This window comes from Amycolatopsis sp., assembly GCF_036008905.1.
Taxonomy (GTDB): Bacteria; Actinomycetota; Actinomycetes; order Mycobacteriales; family Pseudonocardiaceae; genus Amycolatopsis.
Map to the genome: position 1 here is coordinate 1 of NZ_DASYMU010000143.1, position 21,762 is coordinate 21,762.

Annotated in this window: 17 protein-coding genes and 1 pseudogene; 15 read left to right on the forward strand and 3 right to left on the reverse strand. The window is 68.2% G+C overall.

Annotation, left to right across the window (positions count from 1 at the left end; all coding sequences use genetic code 11):
* Positions 1-48: 48 nt before the first annotated feature.
* Both VGP60_RS24770 and VGP60_RS24775 read right to left on the reverse strand, forming a co-directional pair.
* Positions 49-657, reverse strand: a complete 609-nt coding sequence (locus tag VGP60_RS24770; RefSeq protein WP_327550475.1) for a bifunctional 4-hydroxy-2-oxoglutarate aldolase/2-dehydro-3-deoxy-phosphogluconate aldolase — start codon at positions 655-657, stop codon at positions 49-51.
* A gap of 16 nt (positions 658-673) precedes the next feature.
* Complete coding sequence (locus VGP60_RS24775; RefSeq protein WP_327550476.1) at positions 674-1,627, reverse strand: sugar kinase; 954 nt, start codon at positions 1,625-1,627, stop codon at positions 674-676.
* A gap of 139 nt (positions 1,628-1,766) precedes the next feature.
* Between VGP60_RS24775 and VGP60_RS24780 the strand changes: the two genes are divergently transcribed.
* The 14 genes from VGP60_RS24780 (at position 1,767) to VGP60_RS24845 (ending at position 20,813) form a co-directional block, all read left to right on the forward strand.
* On the forward strand, positions 1,767-3,914 hold the full coding sequence (locus tag VGP60_RS24780) for a hypothetical protein (protein ID WP_327550477.1): 2,148 nt from the start codon (positions 1,767-1,769) through the stop codon (positions 3,912-3,914).
* A 46-nt stretch (positions 3,915-3,960) separates the two neighbouring features.
* Positions 3,961-4,677 (forward strand): SDR family oxidoreductase, encoded by a 717-nt coding sequence (locus VGP60_RS24785; protein WP_327550478.1) that lies wholly within the window; start codon positions 3,961-3,963, stop codon positions 4,675-4,677.
* Between the two features lie 10 nt (positions 4,678-4,687).
* Entirely contained in the window at positions 4,688-5,836 is a 1,149-nt protein-coding gene (gene dgoD, locus VGP60_RS24790) for a galactonate dehydratase (protein ID WP_327550479.1), read from the forward strand.
* Between the two features lie 8 nt (positions 5,837-5,844).
* Positions 5,845-6,759 (forward strand): DUF4380 domain-containing protein, encoded by a 915-nt coding sequence (locus tag VGP60_RS24795; RefSeq protein WP_327550480.1) that lies wholly within the window; start codon positions 5,845-5,847, stop codon positions 6,757-6,759.
* Between the two features lie 181 nt (positions 6,760-6,940).
* A complete protein-coding gene (locus VGP60_RS24800) occupies positions 6,941-8,053 on the forward strand; it encodes a mandelate racemase/muconate lactonizing enzyme family protein (protein WP_327550481.1) in 1,113 nt (370 codons plus the stop codon).
* 46 nt (positions 8,054-8,099) lie between these two features.
* On the forward strand, positions 8,100-10,157 hold the full coding sequence (locus tag VGP60_RS24805; protein WP_327550482.1) for an alpha-galactosidase D: 2,058 nt from the start codon (positions 8,100-8,102) through the stop codon (positions 10,155-10,157).
* Positions 10,158-10,200: 43 nt separating this feature from the next.
* A complete protein-coding gene (locus VGP60_RS24810; RefSeq protein ID WP_327550483.1) occupies positions 10,201-11,172 on the forward strand; it encodes a sugar ABC transporter permease in 972 nt (323 codons plus the stop codon).
* 14 nt (positions 11,173-11,186) lie between these two features.
* Complete coding sequence (locus VGP60_RS24815; RefSeq protein WP_327550484.1) at positions 11,187-12,065, forward strand: carbohydrate ABC transporter permease; 879 nt, start codon at positions 11,187-11,189, stop codon at positions 12,063-12,065.
* Positions 12,062-14,449, forward strand: coding sequence for a glycosyl hydrolase family 95 catalytic domain-containing protein (locus VGP60_RS24820; RefSeq protein ID WP_327550485.1), 2,388 nt, complete (start codon positions 12,062-12,064; stop codon positions 14,447-14,449). Before VGP60_RS24815 ends, VGP60_RS24820 begins: the two co-directional genes overlap by 4 nt.
* Positions 14,443-15,414, forward strand: a complete 972-nt coding sequence (locus VGP60_RS24825; protein ID WP_327550486.1) for an acetylxylan esterase — start codon at positions 14,443-14,445, stop codon at positions 15,412-15,414. Before VGP60_RS24820 ends, VGP60_RS24825 begins: the two co-directional genes overlap by 7 nt.
* A gap of 15 nt (positions 15,415-15,429) precedes the next feature.
* Positions 15,430-16,800, forward strand: a complete 1,371-nt coding sequence (locus VGP60_RS24830) for a sugar ABC transporter substrate-binding protein (RefSeq protein WP_327550487.1) — start codon at positions 15,430-15,432, stop codon at positions 16,798-16,800.
* A 12-nt stretch (positions 16,801-16,812) separates the two neighbouring features.
* Positions 16,813-18,996: an alpha-galactosidase gene (locus tag VGP60_RS24835; protein WP_327550488.1), complete on the forward strand. Its 2,184-nt coding sequence runs from the start codon at positions 16,813-16,815 to the stop codon at positions 18,994-18,996.
* Between the two features lie 58 nt (positions 18,997-19,054).
* A complete protein-coding gene (locus VGP60_RS24840) occupies positions 19,055-19,759 on the forward strand; it encodes a GntR family transcriptional regulator (RefSeq protein ID WP_327550489.1) in 705 nt (234 codons plus the stop codon).
* Positions 19,760-19,802: 43 nt separating this feature from the next.
* Positions 19,803-20,813 carry a LacI family DNA-binding transcriptional regulator gene (locus tag VGP60_RS24845; protein ID WP_327550490.1) on the forward strand — a complete coding sequence of 337 codons (1,011 nt, stop codon included), beginning with the start codon at positions 19,803-19,805 and terminating at the stop codon, positions 20,811-20,813.
* Here VGP60_RS24845 and VGP60_RS24850 read toward each other — a convergent pair.
* Positions 20,794-21,273: a VOC family protein gene (locus VGP60_RS24850; protein WP_327550491.1), complete on the reverse strand. Its 480-nt coding sequence runs from the start codon at positions 21,271-21,273 to the stop codon at positions 20,794-20,796. The two genes, VGP60_RS24845 and VGP60_RS24850, sit on opposite strands and share 20 nt — an antisense overlap.
* Positions 21,274-21,427: 154 nt before the next feature.
* Here VGP60_RS24850 and VGP60_RS41785 point away from each other — a divergent pair.
* A pseudogene (locus VGP60_RS41785) lies at positions 21,428-21,709 on the forward strand (DUF4231 domain-containing protein); the annotation flags it as partial.
* Between the last annotated feature and the right edge of the window lie 53 nt (positions 21,710-21,762).

A 21,762-nucleotide genomic window follows, 5' to 3' on the forward strand; every position in this document is an offset into this window, starting at 1 on the left:
CGCCATCTGTCGACAGATGGCGGTAGTCGCGCACGCCGGGTAGCGAGGTTACCTGGCGACGAGTTTCCCCACTCGGGTGCGGATTTCTTCGGCGGTGCCCCGCATCAGGGACGAGCCGATCCCGCACGCGACGGCTCCGGCGGCGAGCCACTCCGGGACGTCTTCGGCGTCGATACCGCCGGTCGGGACCAGCGGCGCCTGGGGGAGCGCGGCGCGGACGTCGGAGATCCAGCGCGGGGTCAGGGCGGAGCCGGGGAACAGCTTGACGGCGTCCGCACCGGCTTCCAGGGCGTGCATGATCTCGGTGACGGTCCCGGCCGCGGGCAGTGACGCGGCGCCGTAGCGGTTGGCGGCGCGGACGACCTCGACGTTCAGGTTGGGGGACACCAGGAAGCGCGCCCCGGCCCGGATAGCGGCGACCGCGGAGGCTTCGTCCAGGACGGTCCCGGCGCCGATGGTCGCGGCCGGGTACTCGGCGACGAGTTGCTCGATGGCGCGCAGCGCGCCCGGGTTGGTCAGCGGGACCTCCACCGACAGGAGTCCGGCGTCGAGGAGCGTGCGCGCCCCGGCGACGGCGGTTTCGGCGGTCGGCGTCCGCACGATGCCGACGACACCCTGCCGCAGCATGGCTTGCGCGATTTCCCAGCGGTAGGTCACGAAATCTCCTTGTCGGTCAGCGGGCCACGGTTTCGTGGTCGCCGGTGAGTGAACGTAGTGCCCGTTCCTGTTCCGCGCTGTCGGGCAGGCCTTCGGTGTCGGTGACCGTGCCGACCACGAGGGCCGCGGACACCGCTCCGGCGCGCAGGGCGTCTTCCGGGGATGCGCCGCGTAGCCACGCCGAAAGGTAACCCGAGGTCAGCGCGTCGCCCGCGCCCACGGGGTCCAAAACGGTCCGCGCCAAGGTTTCCTGGCGCCAGCGGCCTTCCCGGGTGATGACTTCGGCGCTCTTGTCCGGGTGCTTCACCACCACGACGCGAGCCCGGCCGTCCAGCAGCGCGGCGCCGTCGGAGTGCCCGGTGACGAGCTCGAGTTCGTCGGTCCCGGTGAAGATCAGGTCGGCGTGGGCCAGCAAGGGCCCGACGGTGTCACGCCAGCGTTCGGGGGAGCCGAGCTTGTGCCGCACGTTCGGATCGAACGAGACGAGCGCGCCCTCGCGGTGCGCGAGTTCCATGAACTCCAGCACGGCCTCACGGGCGGACTCGGACAGCATCGCCGTGATCCCGGTGACGTGGACCAGCCGTGCGCCCGACAATCCGGTTCTGCGCACGTAGTCGGCCGAGAGCGCGGAAGCCGCCGACCCCACCCGGTGGTACTGGACGTCGATGGCCCGGCTCGCATGACAGTCCCGCATCAGCAACCCGGTGAAACCCGCCGGATCCACCTCGACCGCCGACACGTCGACGCCGTCGGCGCGCAGCAGCGCCAGCACCGCGGCACCGGAGGGATCCGCGCCGACTCGGCTGAGCCACCGAGTCCGATGACCCAGCCTGCTCAAGCCCACCGCGACGTTCGTTTCCGCCCCGGCGATCGAACTGCGGAACGTACCGGCGCGGCGCAGCGCGACGCCGTACTCGGCGAGCAGCAGGTGCATCGTTTCGCCGAGGGTCACGACTTCTGGGGTGTCCATGGCCGGGGTTCGTCTCCGTGCGGGTCGGCGTCGGGGCGGTTTTACCCTACACCTAAATGATAATTTAGTATTTATTATTGACAGGGAGATCTCCGGCCCGGCATGCTGCGGCGAGTCCGACGACGAAAGGTGAGCACTGATGCTCGACCGACCCGTACCGTCCACGCCGACGCGCACCCGTGGGCGAAGACTCCTCATCGCCGTACTCGCCGTGACGGCGACCGTGGCCTCCCTCTTCGTAGCCGCGGGCCCGGCCTCCGCCGGAGACGACCAAGGCGCCCCCGACTACTACTCCAGCGGCATCTCCGACACCCCGTACATGGGCTGGAACACCTACTTCGGCATCGGCGCGCCGAACGAGGCCGCGATCAAGTCCATCGCCGACCACCTGGTCGACACCGGCCTGCGCGACGCGGGCTACAAGTACGTCTGGATCGACGGCGGCTGGACCGCGCCGACGCCGCGTGACGCGCAGGGCAACCTCCTGGCCGACCCGGCGAAGTTCCCGTCCGGTATCCCCGCGCTGGTCAGCTACCTGCACAGCCGCAAGCTGCTCGCGGGTATCTACACCGACGCCGGTGCCTCCGACGGCAAGAACTGCGCGGCGGGCAGCGGCGGCGGGTACTACGACGCCGACGCGAAACGGTTCGCCAACTGGAAGTTCGACGCGATCAAGATCGACTTCCTGTGCGGTATCGCGCAGAACCTCAAGCCGGCCGAAGCGTTCGGCGCGTTCAGCAAGGCGGTCCAGAAGGCGGGCCGCCCGATGCTGCTCAACGTCTGCAACCCGGTGACCGGCGCGTGGGGCAACTATCCGGCGGATCAGCAGGCCGGGTTCTCCTACACCTTCGGCCCGACGACCGCCGACTCGTGGCGCACCGACACCGACGTCGCGTTCGGCACGCCGTACGAGGGCATCTGGAAGGACATGCTCCGGAACATGGACGACAACGCCGCCCATTCCGAAGCACACGGCCCCGGGCACTTCAACGACCCGGACTACCTGATCCCGATGCGCAAGGCGGAGAACGGGAACTACGAGCTCAACGAAGAGGAATCGACCACACAATTCGTCATGTGGTCGGAGATGGCCTCACCGCTGATCATCGGTTCGGACCCGCGCACGCTGCCGGCGTCGATGATCAACACGCTGAAGAACCCGGAAATCCTCGCCGTCAACCAGGATCCGCTGGTGATCCAGGGCGTGCGTGTCGCGAACTCCGGCAGCACCGACGTCTACAGCAAGGTGTTGTCCGGTAAGGGACAACGCGCGGTGGTCCTGCTCAACCGCGGCGAGACGGCCGCCCCGATGACGGTCACCTTCGCCGACGCCGGGCTGCAGGGTTCGGTATCCGTCCGTGACCTCCGGGCGCGGGCCGACCGTGGCACCGCGTCGGATTCCTACACCACCACGGTTCCCGCGCACGGCACCGCGTTCCTCCGCTTGCGTGGCACCGATCTGGTGCCCGGCGCCGACCTCGGCGGCAACGTCTCGGCGAGCCCGGCACTGGCGCGGATCGACGACACCCACGCGTCGGCGTTCGTCCGTGGCGCCAACGGGTCCCTGCAGCAGCAGGCCCTCGACGGCACGACCTGGTCGCAGCGCTGGAACGACCTCGGCGGCCCGACCCACGGCAAGATCCTCGGCCAGCCCTCGGCGTTCGCGAGTGCGGACGGCAGGTTGGACGTCTTCGTCCGTGGTCTGGACAACGCGGCGTACCAGCGCACGTTCCGCGACGGCCGCTGGGGCCAGTGGGTGAACCTCGGCGGACGGCTCACGGATTCGCCGTCGGTCGCCTTTACCAGCCCCGAATCGTGGTCGCTGTTCACCCGGGGTCAGGACGGCCTGGTGTGGACCCGCGCGCAGAGCGGTGACTGGTCCAGTGTGAGCGCGCCGGACGGCAAGGCGATCTACGGCAGGCCGGGCGCGGCCGACGACGGCACGGCGACGCATATCGCGATCCGCGCTGCTGACGACAGCGTGTGGACGCGGTCCAGGGACAACGCCACCGGTGTCTGGTCCGAGTGGTCGGGCATCGGTGGCGTGATCAGCGGCAGTCCGACGCTGGTCGCGACGCTCGGCCGGGTGTACCTCTTCGCCCGCGCCGGTGACTACACGCTGTGGCAGGTCAACCACACCGGCGGAGCCTGGCAGGGCTGGTTCAAGCGCGGCGAGTACGCCAGCAACAGCATGGTCGGCGCGGTCGGTGCCGCGGCGGGCGACAACGGTTCGGCCTGGCTGGCTGTCCGCGGTCCGGACAACCGGATCCACCAGGCCAAGTTGTAGTACGCAAGCTTTACTACTGTTCAACGTAACAACGGGAGGTACGGGTATGGCGTCGCGGTGCGCAGTGGTGTCCGGAGCCGCAGCGGGCATCGGTGCCGCGACGGCCCTCCGGCTCGCGGAAGACGGGTACGAGGTGATCGCCGTCGACGTCTCGGCGGCGGTCACCGAACTCCCCGGGGTCCACGCGGTCGTGGGGGACGTGACGGCCGACGCGACCTGGGCCGAGGTGCTGGCCACGGCCGAGCGGCTGGCCGGCGGGGTCGACGCGCTGGTCAGCAACGCCTACGCGGCCACGGTCAAGAAGCTGCACGAAACGAGCCGGGACGAGTGGTCCCGTCAGCTCGACGTCAATCTCACCGGGGCGTACCTCGGTCTCCGGGCGTGCCTGCCGACGATGACGAGCCGCGGCGGGTCCGTCGTGCTCGTCTCGTCGGTGCACGCGAAGTTCGGACTTCCCGGACATCCGGGGTACGCCGCGACCAAGGGCGGGCTCGTCTCGCTCTCGCGGCAGCTCGCCGTGGAGTACGGTCCGGCCGTGCGGGTCAACGCCGTGCTGCCGGGGCCGGTGCTCACCCGGGCCTGGGACAGGGTGAGCGAAGAAGATCGTCAACGCAGCGCGCGGGCCACGCCGGCGGGGCGGCTCGGCGAGCCCGGCGAGGTGGCCTCGGTGATCTCGTTCCTGCTGTCACCGGCGGCGTCCTTCGTCTCGGGCGCCGAGCTGGTGGTCGACGGCGGCTGGTCCGCCGCCAAGGATTCGGCATGAGGGGGCGCAGGTGAAGATCACCGGGATTGAAACGTTTCTGGTCGCGCCACGCTGGCTGTTCTTGAAGGTCAGCACGGACGAGGGCATCAGCGGCTGGGGTGAGCCGGTGGTCGAGGGGCGCGCCGAGACCGTCCGTGCCGCCGTGCACGAACTGGCCGACCTGGTGATCGGCCAGGACCCGTTGCGCATCGAGGACCACTGGCAGGTGCTGCGGCGCGGCGGTTTCTACCGCGGCGGCCCGGTGCTGTCCAGCGCGCTCGCCGGGTTCGACCACGCTTTTTGGGACATAGCCGGGAAAGCGCGGTCCGCTCCGGTGCACGAACTGCTCGGCGGGCCGGTCCGCGACAAGGTGCGGGTGTACTCGTGGGTCGGCGGAGACCGGCCGGCCGCCATCCGCGAAGCCGTGACCGCCCAGGTCGAAGCCGGGTTCACCGCGGTGAAGATGAACGTGTCCGGCCCGATGACCGCGATCGCGTCGCCCGCCGAGGCGGACGCGGCGCTCGCGCGGGCTTGGGAGGCGCGTGAGGCGCTGGGGCCGGATCGGGACCTGGCGATCGACTTCCACGGCCGCGCGTCCCCGGCGATGGCCAGGAGACTCGTAAGGATGCTCGAAGAGGTCCGCCCGATGTTCATCGAAGAACCGGTTCTGCCTGAGACACAAGGAAACGCGCTCGCCTCGGTGGTCGAAGCCAGTACCGCGCCGATCGCGATGGGGGAGCGGCTGTACTCACGTTGGGAGTTCAAACCGGTGCTGGACGCCGGAGTCGCGGTGGTGCAGCCCGATCCGTCGCACGCCGGTGGGATCTCCGAGGTCCGGCGGATCGCGTCGCTCGCCGAGATCTACGGCGCGAGCCTGGCACCGCATTGTCCGCTGGGCCCGATCTCGCTCGCCGCGAGCCTGCAGCTGGCGTTCGCGACACCGAACTTCCTTATCCAGGAACAAAGTGTGCGCCTGCATTACAACGGTGGCGCTGAGCTGACGAACTACCTCGTCGACACCTCTCCGTTCGATTTCGTCGACGGGTACGCGAACCGGCCGATGGGTCCCGGTCTCGGCATCGAGGTCGACGAGGACGCGGTGCGGCGCGCGGCGGAGATCGGGCACAGCTGGCGGAGCCCGATCTGGCGGCACGAAGACGGTGGTTTCGCCGAATGGTGAGCGCGGTCGTGGTAGACCGAGACCCTGCGGGGCCACTGTGGCTGGACAACGGGCTGCTGCGCCTGGGACTGGTCCCGGCGCTCGGCGGCCGGTTGCTGTCCGTGCGAGCCGGATCGGTGGAACTGTTGTGGCGCAACGCGTCGCTGCTGGACGAGTGGCTGCGGCCGGTGAACGGGCACGTGCCCTCGCCGGTCGCGGGCGCGATGGGGGACTGGGTCAACTACGGCGGTGACAAGACTTGGCCCGCGCCCCAGGGCTGGGACACCGACGCCCAGTGGGCGGGCCCGCCCGATCCGGTGCTCGACTCCGGCCCGTACACCGCGGCCGTCGAGTCCACATCGGACGGTGTCACCGTCACGATGACCAGTGGTGACGATCCGCGGACCGGGCTGCGGCTCACCCGCGCGATCACGCTGATGCCCGGTGAGACGTCGTATCGCCTCACGCTCACCGCGACCAACGTCAGCGAGCGCCCGGTGCGATGGGCGCTGTGGAACGTCACCCAACTGCCCGGCGGCGGCGATGTCCACATCGGACTCGATCCGGCGCTGGATCCGCGGGTCATCGGCCTGGTCGTGGGCACCGGAACGCCCGAATACCGTTACAACGCACCAGATCTGGTCGTCGTGCCGCGACAGGATGTCGTCGGCAAACTCGGTTTCCCGGGGAGCGTGGGCTGGGTGTCTTACGTGGGCTCCGAAGCCATGATGACCCAGGTCTTCACCGTCGACCCCGCGGCCGAGTATCCCGACTCGGGCTCGCCGCTCGAGGTCTGGCTGGAACATCCCCTTCCCGAGCCGCTCGCCGACCTGGGCGGCCTGAACCCGCCCGCGCACATCGTCGAGTGCGAGGTACTCGGCCCGCTGACCGACCTCGCCCCAGGCACCTCGACCTCCCTGCTCATCGACGTCGACGTCACCTAATACCCCGCGTCGAGCGCGACGCGAGATGTCGACATGTCGTGACGTCTCGCGCGCAAGAGATCGCCATCTGTCGACAGATGGCGTGGGTTTTTTGTCCGGCGGACAGTCCGTTGTTGTCTGTTGACAGGAGACGTCTGCGTCGTAACAATCAAGTTTCCAATATCCTATAGGATCTGTGGGGATGGCGATGAAGCCAAGTTCACGCGGTGCGTCTGTCCGCAAGGCCGACGCGTTCCTGGTGAACTTGGCCGTGGAGCAGGTCCGCAAGGACGCCGTCCAGCAGTTCCTGTCGCAGGAGACGATTTTCGTCGAGGTGACCACCGACGACGGCGCGGTCGGCCTCGGGTACTCCTACACGATCGGCACGGGCGGCACCGCCGTGCTGGCGCTGCTACGTGATCACCTGCTTCCCCGGCTCATTGGCCTCGACGCAGGGCTGATCGAGGCCGTCTGGCGCGATCTCTTCGCCTCCACCAGGTCGACCACGGTCGGGGCGATCACCTCACTCGCGCTGGCAGCGGTCGACACCGCGCTGTGGGACCTGAAATGCCTTCGCGCCGGCGAACCACTGTGGCGCGTCGCGGGCGGGTTCGCGCCCAAGGTCCCGTTGTACGACACCGAAGGCGGCTGGCTGCAGCTGTCCACCGAGGAGCTCGTCGCCGGGGCGGTGAAGGCGGTCGACGCCGGCTGGTGCGGTATCAAGCTCAAAGTGGGCAAGCCGACCGCGGTAGAGGACTTCGAACGCCTGCTCGCGGTCCGCGAAGCCGTCGGGCCGCGGTTCCCGATCATGGTCGACGCCAACCAGTCCATGACCTGCGCGGAAGCGATCCACCGCGCGGAGACCTTCAAACCGCTCGCGCTGACCTGGCTGGAGGAACCGCTGCCCGCCGACGACGTCAGCGGCCACGTCCGGCTTTCGCGCTCCACCACCATTCCCATCGCCGTCGGCGAATCGATGTACTCGGCCGGCCAGTTCCGCGAGTACCTCGAACGCGGCGCGGCGTCGATCGTCCAGGTCGACGTGGCGCGCATCGGCGGGATCACGCCGTGGCTGAAGGTCGCGCATCTCGCGGAAACGTTCAATGTGGACGTCTGCCCGCATTTCCTGATGGAGCTGCACGTCGGCCTGGCCGCGGCGATCCCGAACGGCCGCTACGTCGAACACATCCCGCAGCTGCGGGCGATCACCACCCGGGAGATGACCGTGGAGGACGGGCACGCCATCGCCCCGGAAAGCCCCGGCCTCGGTATCGCCTGGGATCGCGACGCCATGGACAACCTCCGCGTCGCCTGAAGTTTCCGCAAGCCATCACCAGGTCCCCACTAGAGATGGAGTAACCGTGGCAAGTTCCGCCAGATCCACCCGATGGAAAGCGCTTACCGCGCTTTTGGTCCCCCTGACCGCGCTCGCCGTCACGCAGGTGCCCGCGGCCGCGGCCGCCCCCGAGCAGACCCCCGCCGCGGTCGACGCGCACGCCGCACTGGCGCAGAAGCCTTACCTGGGCTGGAGCAGCTGGAGCCTGCAGTCGACGAACTTCCCCGGGGTCAACCCGGACGGTCCCGCGAGCTGGCTCAACCAGAAGAACGTGATCGCGCAGGCCGACGTCATGGCCGCGAAGCTGAAGAACCACGGCTACGAGTACGTCAACGTCGACGCGGGCTGGCTCGGTGGCTTCGACGAGTTCGGCCGTCCGCTGCCGGACCTCAAGAAGTTCCCGGACGGCATGAAGTTCCTCGCGGACTACGTGCACGGCAAGGGCCTCAAGTTCGGTGCGTACCTCGCCGTCGGCCTCGACCCGCTGGCCTACCGCGACGGCTCCACGCCGATCTTCGGCGCCGCGAACTGCACCACCAAGGACATCGTCTACCCGGACCTGCGCAAGACCAACGGCTGGGACAGCTCCTATAAGATCGACTACGCCAACCCGTGCGCGCAGTCGTATGCCAATTCCCTGGCGAACACCCTCGCGAGCTGGGGTGTCGACTTCCTCAAGATGGACGGCGTCGGCCCGGGTTCGTTCAAGGGCGGCGCGAACTACGACAACACCGCCGACGTCGCCGCGTGGTCGAAGGCACTCAAGGAGACCGGCAGGCCCATCCAGTACGTGATCTCCTGGGGCCTGAGCCACAAGCAGGCCGACGTCTGGAAGGCCAACACCAACGGCTGGCGGATCGACACCGACGTCGAGTGCTACTGCGACACCATCGTCACCTGGAACAACTCGGTGAAGCAGCGCTGGAACGACGTCGTGCAGTGGATCCCCGACGCGGGTCCCGGTCACTGGAACAACCTCGACTCGATCGTCGTCGGCAACGGCGTGATGGACGGCATCAACGAAGCCGAGCGCCAGAGCAAGATGACGCTGTGGGCGATTTCGGCCGCACCGCTGTACTCCGGTGACGATCTGACCAAATTGGACGCTTACGGTCTTTCGCTCCTGACCAACGACGAGGTCATCGCGATCGACCAGGCCGGCATCCCCGCCAGGCCGGTCAGCCAGGCGACCGAGCAGCAGACCTGGTTCGCCCGCAACGCCGACGGCAGCACCACGGTGGCGCTGTTCAACCTCGGTTCCGCGCCGGCGAAGGTCACCGCGGACTGGGCCGACGTCGGCCTGTCCGGCATGGCCGGCGTGCGGGACGTCTGGGGCCGCAAGGACCTGGGCACCTCGAACGGCAGCTTCGGCGCCGACCTGCCAGCCCACGGCTCGCGGCTGCTGCGCATCACCCCGAAGGACAACGCCACCGCCCCGGCCATGCCGGTGAGCGTGCACGGCATCGGCGCGACGCCGAACACCCTGTCGCTGGCTTGGGACGTCTCGCCCAGCAAGAAGCCGGTCAGCTGGTACGACGTCTACGACGGCTCCAAGAAGGTCGCTTCCGTGCGGGGGACCGCCGCGACCGTCTCCGGGCTCGCTCCGGCTTCGGCGCACAGCTTCTCGGTCGTCGCGGTGGACTCGTCCGGTAAGGGTTCGGCGCCCAGCAAGAGGATCCCGCTGAACACCCCGGCCAACAGTGGCCAGTCGATCTACGAGGCCGAGGCTTCGGGCAACACCCTTGTCGGCGGCGCGTCGGTGGGTGGCTGCTCGGGTTGCTCCGGTGGTCAGAAGGTCGGCAACGTCGGTGGCAGCGGCTCGCTGACCATCAACGGCGTCACCGCCCCCAAGGCCGGGACGTACGTGATGACCGTCGGCTACGTCGACGCGGACTCCAGCCGGACCGCCGTGGTCACGGTGAACGGCAAGTCGTTCAACCTGCCCTTCGCCGGATCCAACAACAACGACTGGGACACCGCCCAGACCGTGACGATCTCGGTGCCGCTCAACGCGGGGACCAACACCGTCCAGTTCGGCAACGCGAACGACTCCGTGGCGGACATCGACAAGCTCATCGTCTGAGTAACCGGCCCGCAACGGGCCACTATCCACAAAGGAGAGTGCCGTGGTGGCGATCTCGCACACCGAACATCGCAGCGGAACCGTCACCACGGCCCCTTCTGCCCGTACCACCAAGAAAAAGAGCGCGCATCGGGGTTCGGCCGCGGCCCACCGCGACGACGGCCGGATCGCCCTGCTGCTCATCGCCCCCGCCGTCGCCGGATTCCTCGTCTTCTTCGCCTATCCGACGCTGCGGGGCATCTACCTCAGCTTCACCGACTTCCACGTGCTGAGCGCGCCCAACTGGGTGGGCCTGGCCAACATCACGCAGATGCTGAACGACGAAGTGTTCTGGGGCTCGCTCTGGGCCACGCTCTACTTCGTCGTGCTGGCCGTGGTCATCGGGATCCTGATCTCGCTGGCGACAGCGGTCGTCCTGCACCGGCTCACGAAGTCGACGGTCATCCGCGGCCTGATCCTGGTGCCGTTCCTCATTTCCGCCGTTGTCGCCGCGGTCGTCTGGTCCTGGATGCTGGACCCGCAGCTCGGCATCGTCAACGTCCTGATCAGCAAGCTCACCGGCGACTCGATCAAGTTCTTCGGCTCGAGCGACTGGGCCATCCCGTCACTCGCGCTGATCAGCGTGTGGAAGTCCATGGGCTACAACGCGGTGCTCATCTTCGCCGGGCTCCAGACGATCCCGGTCACGGTGTACGAAGCCGGCCGGATCGACGGCGCCACGGAGTTCCAGATGTTCCGGCGGCTCACCCTCCCGTTGCTGCGGCCGATCCTGGTGATGGTGGTGATCCTGACGATCATCAGCTCCTTCCAGGTCTTCGACATCGTCGCGGTGACCACCCAGGGCGGCCCGGCGAACGCGTCGAACGTGCTGCAGATGTACATCTACAACAAGGCCTTCCGGCAGTTCGACTTCGGGTACGCCGCGACGATGTCGCTGGCCCTGTTCGTCATGTTGATCGCGATTACTTTTACCCAGCTGCGGCTCGCGAGGGCCAACGAATCCGACACCAACTGAGGAGGAGGCCTGTCATGAAGAAGATCCCCCTCGGCCGGATCGTCGCCTGGATCTACATCGCGCTCATCCTGCTCGTCACGCTGTTCCCGTTCTACTGGATCCTGCGGACGGCACTGTCCAACAACTTCGCCATGTCCACGGACCCGTCGTCGTTCCTGCCGGTCGATTTCACCCTCGGCGCGTTCAAACGCGCGCTCGGCCTGGCGACGACGGCGGAAGCGCAGGCCGAAGGCGGCTCGGGTGCCGCGCTCGACACCCCGCTGTTCCTCCGCAACTCGATCATCTACTCCTCGGTGCTCACCGCGCTGGTCGTGTTCTTCTCCGCGACGGCCGCGTATGCCTTCTCCCGCTTGCAGTGGAAGGGCCGCAACGTCGTCTTCTCGGTCCTGCTGACCGCGTTGATGGTGCCGACGATCCTGACCCTGCTGCCGAACTTCGTACTGGTGAAGGATCTCGGGCTGACGAACACCTTCGCCGGGATGATCCTGCCGGGCGCGTTCTTCTCCGCGTTCAACATCTTCTTCCTGCGGCAGTTCATGCTGGGCCTGAGTACGGAGATCGAGGAAGCCGCGATCATCGACGGCGCCGGCCCGCTGCGGATCTTCTTCCGGATCATCCTGCCGATGACCGCGGCGCCGATGGCCACGCTGTCCCTGCTGACGTTCATCAACAGCTGGAACGACTACTTCTGGCCGCTCTTGGTGACCAGTGACGAGACCGTGCGGCCGCTGACGCTCGCGCTCGCGGTGTTCAAACAGTCCTCGCCGCAGCAGTCGCCCGACTGGGCCGGGCTGATGGCGGCCACGCTCGTCTCCGCGCTGCCGATGCTCCTGCTGTTCATGGTCTTCGGCCGGCGCATCGTCAACTCCATCGGCTTCACGGGGCTCAAATGACACAGGATCTTCTGCTCGGCTGGGCCGAACCCGCGTCGGCGTGGGTCGAGGCGGCACCGGTCGGCAACGGCCGCCTCGGCGCCATGGTCTTCGGCGGCGTGCGGCGCAGCCGGTTCCAGCTCAACGACTCCACGGTGTGGTCGGGCACCCCGGACGGTCCCGCCGAGGGCCTCGCCGGAGTGCTCGCCGCCGGTGCGGGACCGGACCGGCTCGCCGAGGTCCGCGCGGCCATCCGGAACGAGGACTACCGGCGCGCCGAGTCGCTGCTGATGTCCTTCGAAGGCCCGTACAGCCAGGAATACCTGCCCTACGCGGATCTGTGGATGACGCTGAGCGCCGACGGTGAGGACGCCTACCACGGCCGGACGCTCAACCTCGACAACGGCGTCGTCCGCGAGGAACTGACCGTGGGTGGCCGCCGTGTCGAGCGGCTCACCTGGGTCAGCCGTCCCGCGCAGGCGATCTGCATCGCGCTGACGGTCGAGGACGGGACTGTCGACTTAGGACTGGAGCTGTCGTCGCCACTGCGGGTGGTCCACAAGACCGCGCTGTCGCTCGGCATCGAGATCCCGGTCGACGGCGCGCCCCGGCACGAGGAAGCCGTCGCCGAGCCGCTGCGGTACGCCGACGGGACGCCGGGGGAGTACGACCCGTTCGGCGCGCTGGTGGCGAAAGTCGAGACGGACGGCCGCCTCCTCACGAACGGCGTGGCGACCGTGCTGGGCATGACCCGCGCGCTCGTCACGCTTTCCAGCTCGACCACCGCGGCCGACGTCTGGTCCGGAGGCACGGCAGTGAACCGTCAGTCCCATGTGGACAGAGCGGCGGATACCGCGACGCAAGCGCTTGCGACCGGCCGGGACGAGCTGTTGCGAGAGCACGAAACCGATCTGCGCGGACTGCTCGGCTCGATGTCCCTCACGATCGGCTCCCGGCGCGGCGGCACGTACGACGTCGAGACCGAAATCCTGTCCGGAAAGGACGAACTCCTCACCGCCACGGTCATCTTCCAGCTGGGGCGGTACCTCCTGGCCTCGGCGTCCCGGCCCGACTCCGGCCCGCCCGCCAACCTCCAGGGCCTGTGGAACGAAGAGCTCCGCCCGGCCTGGTCGTCGAACTACACGACCAACATCAACGTCGAGATGAACTACTGGGCCGCCGAGACGGCCGGGCTGAGCGAGTGTCACACCCCGCTGTTCGATCTCTTGGACAAACTCGCGGTGACCGGTGGCCAAGTCGCCAAGGAGCTCTACGGCGCCCGTGGCTGGGTCACGCACCACAACACCGACGCCTGGGGCTGGTCGCTGCCGGTCGGTATGGGCCACGGCAACCCGTCGTGGGCGATCTGGATGATGGGTGGCGTCTGGCTGGCCCAGCACGTCTGGGACCACTACGAGTTCACCGTGGACACCGAGTTCCTCCGCGAGCGAGGCTGGCCGTTGCTCCGCGGCTGCGCGGAGTTCTGCCTCGACTGGCTCACCGAGGGCCCGGACGGCAGGCTCGACACGATCCCCGCCACCTCACCGGAAAACCTCTTCCTCTCCGCCGAGGGCAGGCCCGAGTCGCTCACTCACTCGCCGACCATGGACATGTCCCTGATCCGAGCGCTGTTCACCCACTGCCTCGCCGCCGCCGACGCACTCGGCATCGACGATCAAGTCTGCGCCGAGATCCGCGCCGCGCTGCCCCGGTTGCGCCCGCCGAAGGTGACGGCCGGTGGCTGGCTCCAGGAGTGGGCCGAGGACCTGACCGAAGAGGACCCGTCCCATCGGCACATGTCGCAGATGGTCGCGGTCTACCCGCTCGGCGAGATCGACCCGGCGCGGACACCGGAGCTGGCGGCGGCCGCGACCAAGTTGCTCAACCGCCGTGGCCCCGGAGCCATGGGCTGGTCGTGGGCGTGGAAGATCGCGCTGCGGGCCCGGCTTGGCGACGGCGAGACGGCCCGCGAACTGTTCCTCGAATCCAGCCGCCCGCTCACCGGCGACCTCACCCGGGACGCGCCGGTCGACGGTTCGGAGTGGGGCGGCCTGCTGCCCAACCTCTTCAGCTCGCACCCGCCGTTCCAGATCGACGGCAACTACGGTTTCACCGCCGCACTGCTGGAAATGGTGGTGCAGAGCCACAACGGCGTCGTCTCCCTGCTGCCGGCCTTGCCGAAGGCGTGGCCAGACGGCTCCGCGCTCGGCGTCCGGTGCCGGGGCGGGCTGTCGGTCGACCTGTACTGGGCCGAAGGGCGGCTGACCGACGCGATCATCCGGCGGATCACCGGCGATGAAAGGCTGCCGGTGAGGATCGACTACCGCGGGCGGGCCACCCAAGTCCGGCTCGCCGCGGGCCAGGAGATCCGGTTGGAGATCGAACGGATGGAGACGTCTTGCTGACCGACATGGACCGGACCGCCCTCTGGGAGTACCGCAGCGCGTACCGGAAGCCCGCTGATTTCGCCGAGTTCTGGACGTCCACACTGGACACCGCCCGCGAACACGAGCTCGCGGTACACCTGGAGCCGGTCGAGACCCCGCTGGCGACCCTCGACGTGTTCGACGTGACCTTCTCCGGGTTCGGCGGGCACCCGATCCGCGCCTGGCTGAAGCTGCCGCGTCACCGCACCGGCCCGCTGCCCGCGGTCGTGCAGTTCCACGGCTACTCGGCCGGGCGCGGTACCCCGCTCGACGAGCTGGTGTGGTCGTCCGCCGGGTTCGCGCATCTGCTGATGGACACCCGCGGCCAGGGCGGGAACACCTTCCCCGGCGCCACCGCGGACCCGGTCGGCGCCGGTCCGTCCTACCCGGGCTTCATGACCCGCGGTATCGAGAACAAGGACGACTACTACTACCGCCGGGTCTACACCGACGCCGTCCGCGCGGTGGAAGCCGTCCGCACGCTCGACTTCGTCGACCCGGCCCGCGTCGGCGTGGCCGGGGGAAGCCAGGGCGGCGGTATCGCGCTGGCGGTGGCCGGGCTGGTGCCGGACCTTGCCGCGGTGTACGCGCAGGCACCGTTCATGACCGACATCCGCCGCGCGACGCTCATCGCGGGCACCCGGCCGTACACGGAGATCGTCGGCTACCTCGCCGCGCGGCGAGGCGAGGTGGAGCAGGTCTTCGACACCCTGTCCTATTTCGACGGTGTCGGCTTTTCCGGCCAGGCCAACGCTCCCGCCTGGTTCTCCGCCGGGCTGATGGACGACATCTGCCCGCCGTCCACCGCGTTCGGCGCCTTCCACAACTACGGCGGGAAGAAACAGATCAACGTCTGGGACTACAACGCCCACGAAGCGGGCGGCTCGGCGGATCTGGCTGTCGTGCTGCCTGAATTCCGCACGCTGCTCGGCTTACAGATATAGAACCACGGAGGAACAATGAAGATCCGACGTTCAGTGAAGAGACTGTCCTTACTGGCCTTGGTTTCGGGCATGGTGGCGATCGTCTCGGGTTGCTCGGGCACCGACGCCGCCGCTTCGAGCACGGTCAACTGGTGGACCTGGGACGACAAACAGGCCGCCGCGTACAAGAGCTGCGCGACCGACTTCGAAAAGGCCAACCCCGGCACGACGGTGAAGATCTCGCAGTACGCCGTCGAGGACTACTTCACCAAGCTCACCGCGAGTTTCGTGGCGGGCAACGGCCCGGACGCCTTCCAGAACAGCGTCCAGTACTTCCAGGCGTACACCGCGCAGCACCAGCTGCTGGCGATGGACGACCTCATCGCGAAGAACAACTTCGACCTGAAGAAGTACTCGGTCGGGGTCGACGCGTGGAAGTACACCGACGGCAAGCAGTACGGCCTGCCGCTGGACTGGGCCGCGTCGGCGATCTACTACAACGCCGACGCGCTGGCCAAAGCCGGGTACAGCAAGGACGACGTCGACAAGCTGAACTGGAACCCCGAGGACGGCGGCACCTTCGACAAGATGGTCGCGCGGCTGACCATCGACAAGAAGGGCGTTCGCGGGGACGAACCGGGCTTCGACAAGTCCCAGGTCGCCACCTACGGCATGGGCGTGATGGCCACCGGTGACTTCATCGGGCAGACGACGTGGAGTTCCTTCGCCTCCACCCTCGGCTGGCGCCAGGGCGACAAACCGTCGTGGCCGACCAAGTTCGAGTACGCCGACCCGCGGTTCGTGAAGACACTGACCTATATGCGCGGCCTTTCCGACCGCGGTTTCGCGCCGAACTTCGGTGAGTTCACCAGCGGCAGCGGCAAGGCCACCGTCAGCACCACCGACCTCATCGGCTCGGGCAAGGTCGCCATGGCCACCGGTGGTTCGTGGGACGCGTCGACGTTCGCGAAGCTGCCTAACGTCAAGGTCGGGATCGCGCCGACCGTGCTCGGACCGGACAACAAGACCCGCGCGGTGCTGAGCAACTCCAACGGCAACAACATCTGGGCCGGTACCAAGAACCCGGAGCTGGCCTGGAAGTGGGTGTCCTACATGGGCACCGAGGCGTGCCAGTCGGTGGCGTCGGCCACGGGCTCGTTCTTCCCGTCGATCCCGGCTTCGATGGACGCCTCCGCGAAGGCGATGTCCGGCGAGGGCGTCGATCTCGCGGTGTTCACCGACGCGCTGAAGAACGGCGTGCTCTACCCGTCGGTGGTCTACGGCGGCGGCGCGGCGATCGAATCCGCGGTCAAACCGCTTCTCGAGGGGTACTTCTCGCACGCCAGGAACGACGATGTCTTCCCGGAAATGCAGCAGAAGACCCAAGAGATCTTCGCGAAGAAGTAGGAAGGGAATTCCATGACCGGCCCCAGGGTGGTCCAGTTGCGCGCGGCCGGGACGAGCCTGGTCGTGGAACTGACCGAACCCGTACCCCGGGTGCTGCATTGGGGCAAGGATCTCGGTGAGCTGTCCGGCGCGGAGCTGGCCGCGCTGGGCCTCACCGCCGAAGCGGCGGTGCTGAAGAACTCGCTCGACACACCGCGCCGGTTTTCGATCTGGCCGGCCGAAGCCGAGGGCTGGTCCGGAACCCCGGCGCTGCAAGGACATCAGGGCGGCACGGCGACCACACCGCGTCCGCGTCTGGTAGGCACCGAGGAGCGTGACCTGCCGGACGGTGGCGGCGAGCTCGTCGTCGAGCTCGAGGATTCGTTGTCGGGTCTCGACGTCGTCGTCGCGTACCGGCTGAGCGGTTCCGGAATCCTCGCCGTACAAGCGAAAGTGACTCGGCGGGACGAGAACGCCGAGCCGTATGACCTGGCCGACGTGTCCACGTTCCTGCCGTTGCCGTCCCGCGCCACCGAGGTGCTCGATTTCACCGGGAAGTGGTGCCGGGAACGGAGTCCGCAGCGCGGGACGCTCGGTTTCGGCGGCTATGTCAGGGAAGTACGCCGGGGCAAGCCGGGTCTCGACTCGCCGTACCTGGTGACGGTCGGGGTGCCGGGGTTCACCTTCCGGACCGGTGAGGTCTGGGCGGTGCACGTCGGCTGGAGCGGGAACCAGCGATACCTGGTCGAGCGGCTGCCGGAGGGTGCGGGGGTGCATGCCCGCACCCTTGGCGGCGGTGAACTGCTGAAGCCGGGGGAGATCCGGCTCGGTCCCGGCGAGACCTACGAGTCTCCGGTCTGCTACTTCGGCTGGTCCGGCGACGGCCTCGACGGCCTGGCCGATCGGTTCCACGGTTTCGTGCGCGCGGGGGCGCGGCATTCGTCCACGCCACGGCCGTTGCTCCTGAACACCTGGGAAGCGGTGTACTTCGACCACGATCTCGAGCGCCTGCTCGCGCTGACCGACCTCGCGGCGAAGGTCGGCGTCGAGCGGATCGTGCTGGACGACGGCTGGTTCCGCGGCCGTCGTGACGACACGGCGGGGCTCGGTGACTGGACGGTCGACGAAACCGTGTGGCCGCACGGGCTCGCCCCGCTGGCCGACCACGTGCACCGGCTCGGCCTGCAGTTCGGACTGTGGTTCGAACCGGAGATGGTCAACCTCGATTCGGACCTGGCACGCGCGAATCCCGAATGGATTCTCGGCCCGTCGGCCGGGCTCGGGCCGACGTCGAGGCACCAGTGCGTCCTGAACCTCGCGCACACCGGCGCGTGGGACTTCCTGCTCGAGTCGATCAGCGAACTCGTTTCGCGGTACCGGATCGACTACCTGAAATGGGACCACAACCGGGAGCTGCACGAGGGTGTCCACAGAGGAACCGGCGGCCGCGACCGGCCGGGTGTCCACGCTCAGACGCTGGCGCTCTACCGGCTTCTCGACGCGCTGAGGGAGCGGCATCCCGCGTTGGAGATCGAAAGCTGCGCGAGTGGCGGCGGCCGGGTCGACCTGGGCATCCTCGCCCGCACCGACCGGGTATGGGCGTCGGACTGCAACGACCCAGTGGAGCGGCAGTCGATCCAGCGCTGGACGGCCCAGCTGATCCCGCCCGAACTGATCGGCTCCCACGTCGGCGCGGAACGCAGTCACACGACCGGGCGGATCACCGCGGATTCCTTCCGCCTCATCACCGCGTTGTTCGGGCACGCCGGGATCGAACAGGACCTGACCCGGTGCTCGTCGGAGGAACTGGAGCGGATCACGGCTTGGGCCGCGCTGTACCGGGAATTCCGTGGTCTGCTGCACAGCGGCCGGGTCGTCCGGGCCGATCTGGACAACGACGCCACCGTGCTGCACGGCGTGGTTTCGGCGGACGCGACGAGCGGGCTGTACTGCTGGGCGCGGCTTTCGACGTCGGTTGAAGGACAGTCGGGGCGGGTGCGGATTCCCGGCCTGGACCCGAACTTCACTTACGAAGTACGGATCAGGAAGGACGTCGGATTACCGTCCACGCACCAGAACTCCGGTCCGGCGTGGACCGTGCCCGCGGTGAAGGGCTGGGTGACGATGCCCGGTGTGGTGCTGGCCGAAGCCGGAATTCCGCTGCCGACGCTGAATCCCGAGCAGGCCATGCTCCTCGAAGTCCGGCGCGCCCGCTGAGCTTCGCTAAGCTGAGCCAAGGGGATTTCGAGCGTCAACGCGGGGGAAGGTTCCACGAGTGAAGGGTTCGACAGTGCGGGACGCAGCGGCGCAGGACAAGGACCGCCGGCTGGCGGCGTTGCCGAACAGGCAGGTGCTCGCCGACGGGGTCTACGAGCAGATCCGCATGCTGATCATGAACCACGGCATCGCTCCGGGCGCCAGGGTCAACATCGACGAGATCGCGCGGGAACTCGACGTCTCCGGCACGCCGGTCCGGGAAGCGCTCGCGCGCCTGGAATCCGAAGAACTCGTGAGCCGGCTCCCGCTGCGCGGCTACCGCGTCACCGAGCTGCTGACGCTGCGCGAAGTCGACGATCTCTACGCGCTGCGGCTGATGCTGGAGCCACCGAGCGCGGCCAAGGCCGCGTCCGCGATGACGGACGCGCGGGCCGCCGCGCTCGAAACCGAACTCCAGACCTGCCCGTCCGCCCCGGCCGGTGCCGATTACGAGGCCTACAAGGCGTTGACGGCCCATGACACGCGGCTGCACGAGATGATCCTGAACTTCGCCGGCAACAGCGCCGTCGAGCAGGCTTTCGCCAGGACACACTGTCATCTGCACTGCTTCCGGCTGCTCTACAATCAGCCGTTCGGGGAGCAGACGATCATCGAACACCGTGAGGTCGTCGCGGCGCTGACCTCGGGCAAGCCCGGCTTGGCGAAGAAGGCGATGTCGAGCCATCTCGAAACCGCGCGCGACAGGCTTCTCTCGCGGTTCTGAAATGGGACTGTGAAACGTTTCATTTCAATGCTAGGGTTCGCTGATGGTCGGGATCAAGGACGTCGCCAGCAGGGCCGGGGTGTCGATCGGGACCGTGTCCAACGTGGTCAATCGCCCGCATGTGGTCTCTCCCGCGACGAGAGCCCGGGTCCAGGCCGTGATCCAGGAGCTGGGCTACGTCCGTGACGAGTCCGCGCGGCAGCTGCGCGCCGGGCACAGCCGGATGCTGGCGCTGCTCGTGCTGGACCTGGGAAACCCGTTCTTCGTGGACGTCTCCCGCGGCGCCGAGCAGGCCGCGCACGACGAAGGCCTCAACGTCATCACCTGCAACAGCAGTCAGCGGATGGACCGTGAGGCTTCGTACCTCGCGATGCTCGCCGAGCAGCGGGTGCGGGGCGTGCTGCTCAGCCCGGTGGACGCCTCGGGCAACAGTCTCACCGCGTTCCGGCGGAGTGGAATCCCTTACGTCTTCGTCGATCGCTCGGTGACCACCGACGAAGCGTGTTCGGTTTCGGTGGACGACGTCGTCGGCGGATCGCTCGCCGCGCAGCACCTGATCGACACCGGCCACCAGTCGATCGCCTTCGTCAACGGTCCCGCCGTGCTCGCGCAGTGCCGCGATCGTGAGGCGGGCGTACGCGCGGCGCTGTCCGGAGCTTCGGGCACACGGCTGTCGGTCCTGGAGGTGGAAGGGCTCGACGTCGCGTCCGGCCGCGACGCCGGCGCGCGCATCATCGGGCTCAGCCCGCGGCCGACAGCGGTGTTCTGCGCCAACGACCTGCTCGCGCTCGGCGTGCTCCAGGCGATGGTCGCGGGCGGGGTCCGGGTGCCGGAGGAAATGGCCATCGTCGGCTACGACGACATCGAATTCGCCGCCGCGGCCGCCGTTCCGCTCACCTCGGTGCGCCAGCCCGCGGTCAAGCTCGGGTATGCCGCCGCGCAGCTGCTCATCGCGGAAACGGGCCCGCAGAGCGAACCCCACGTGCACCAGGCCGTGGTGTACAAGCCCGAACTGGTCGTGCGGGACTCGAGCGCTAGAGGACGAGTGGCTTGACGGGCGCGGCGATCAGGCTGGGGTCGGTGCGCCAGTCCACGCCGGGCACGTCGATGTAGAGCTCGATCTCGTTGCCGTCGGGATCGGCCACGTACAGGCTGTGCGTGACGGTGTGATCGCTCGAGCCGAGCACCTTGGCGTCGGCTTCGTTCAGGCGCTGCAACGCTTCGCGGAGCTGGTCGTCGCTGTCGCCGATCTTCAGGCCGAAGTGGTAGAGCCCCACGTGGCGCCCGGTCGGCAGCCGCCCGGCGTCCTCGCCGACGTCGATGAGCAGCAGCTCGTGGTGGGTGCGGCCGGTGGGCGCGGAGAACAGCGCGACCTTGCCGCCGCCGTCGATTCCGGAGAGCTGGTTCCAGCCGAGCACGTCCCGGTAGAAGGCCACGGAACGGTCGAGATTGTGCACGTAGAGCACGATGTGCCCGAGTTCCTGGACCTGCATCCGCCACCATCCCGCTGTCACGTTGAAACTTCAATGATGACTGTACGCGGCGGGACGAGACAATGTCTCGCGAACGCCTCGCCGCGGACCTGCCGGAGCCCGGCAAGAGGCAAATAGGATGTCGCCATGGTGACACCGGTGAACCCGAGCGACGCCGTCGTCTATCTGTGGCAGCGTGACGCTGGCGCTGACCATCGCCGGAGCGGTGCTGGGAACGGCCGCCTCGCAGACGATCGGCTCGTATCCCACGCTCGGCAGGGTGCTCGCCGTCGCGGCCGCCGTGGCGCTGGTGCTCGTGCCCGTCGTCAGCCGGGGTGCTTCACGGGAGATCGTCCAGGACTGGACGCGGGCGCGGTCGGTGTCGGAGGCGCTCAAGGGCGAGGTCTACTCCTATCTCGCCGGCGTCGAGCCGTTTCGCGATGAGCAGCGGGACGAGCTACCGCTCCGCCGCTTCGAGAAACTGATGGGCGCGGCCGGTGACCTGATCAACGCTGTTCGGGAATTTCCGCC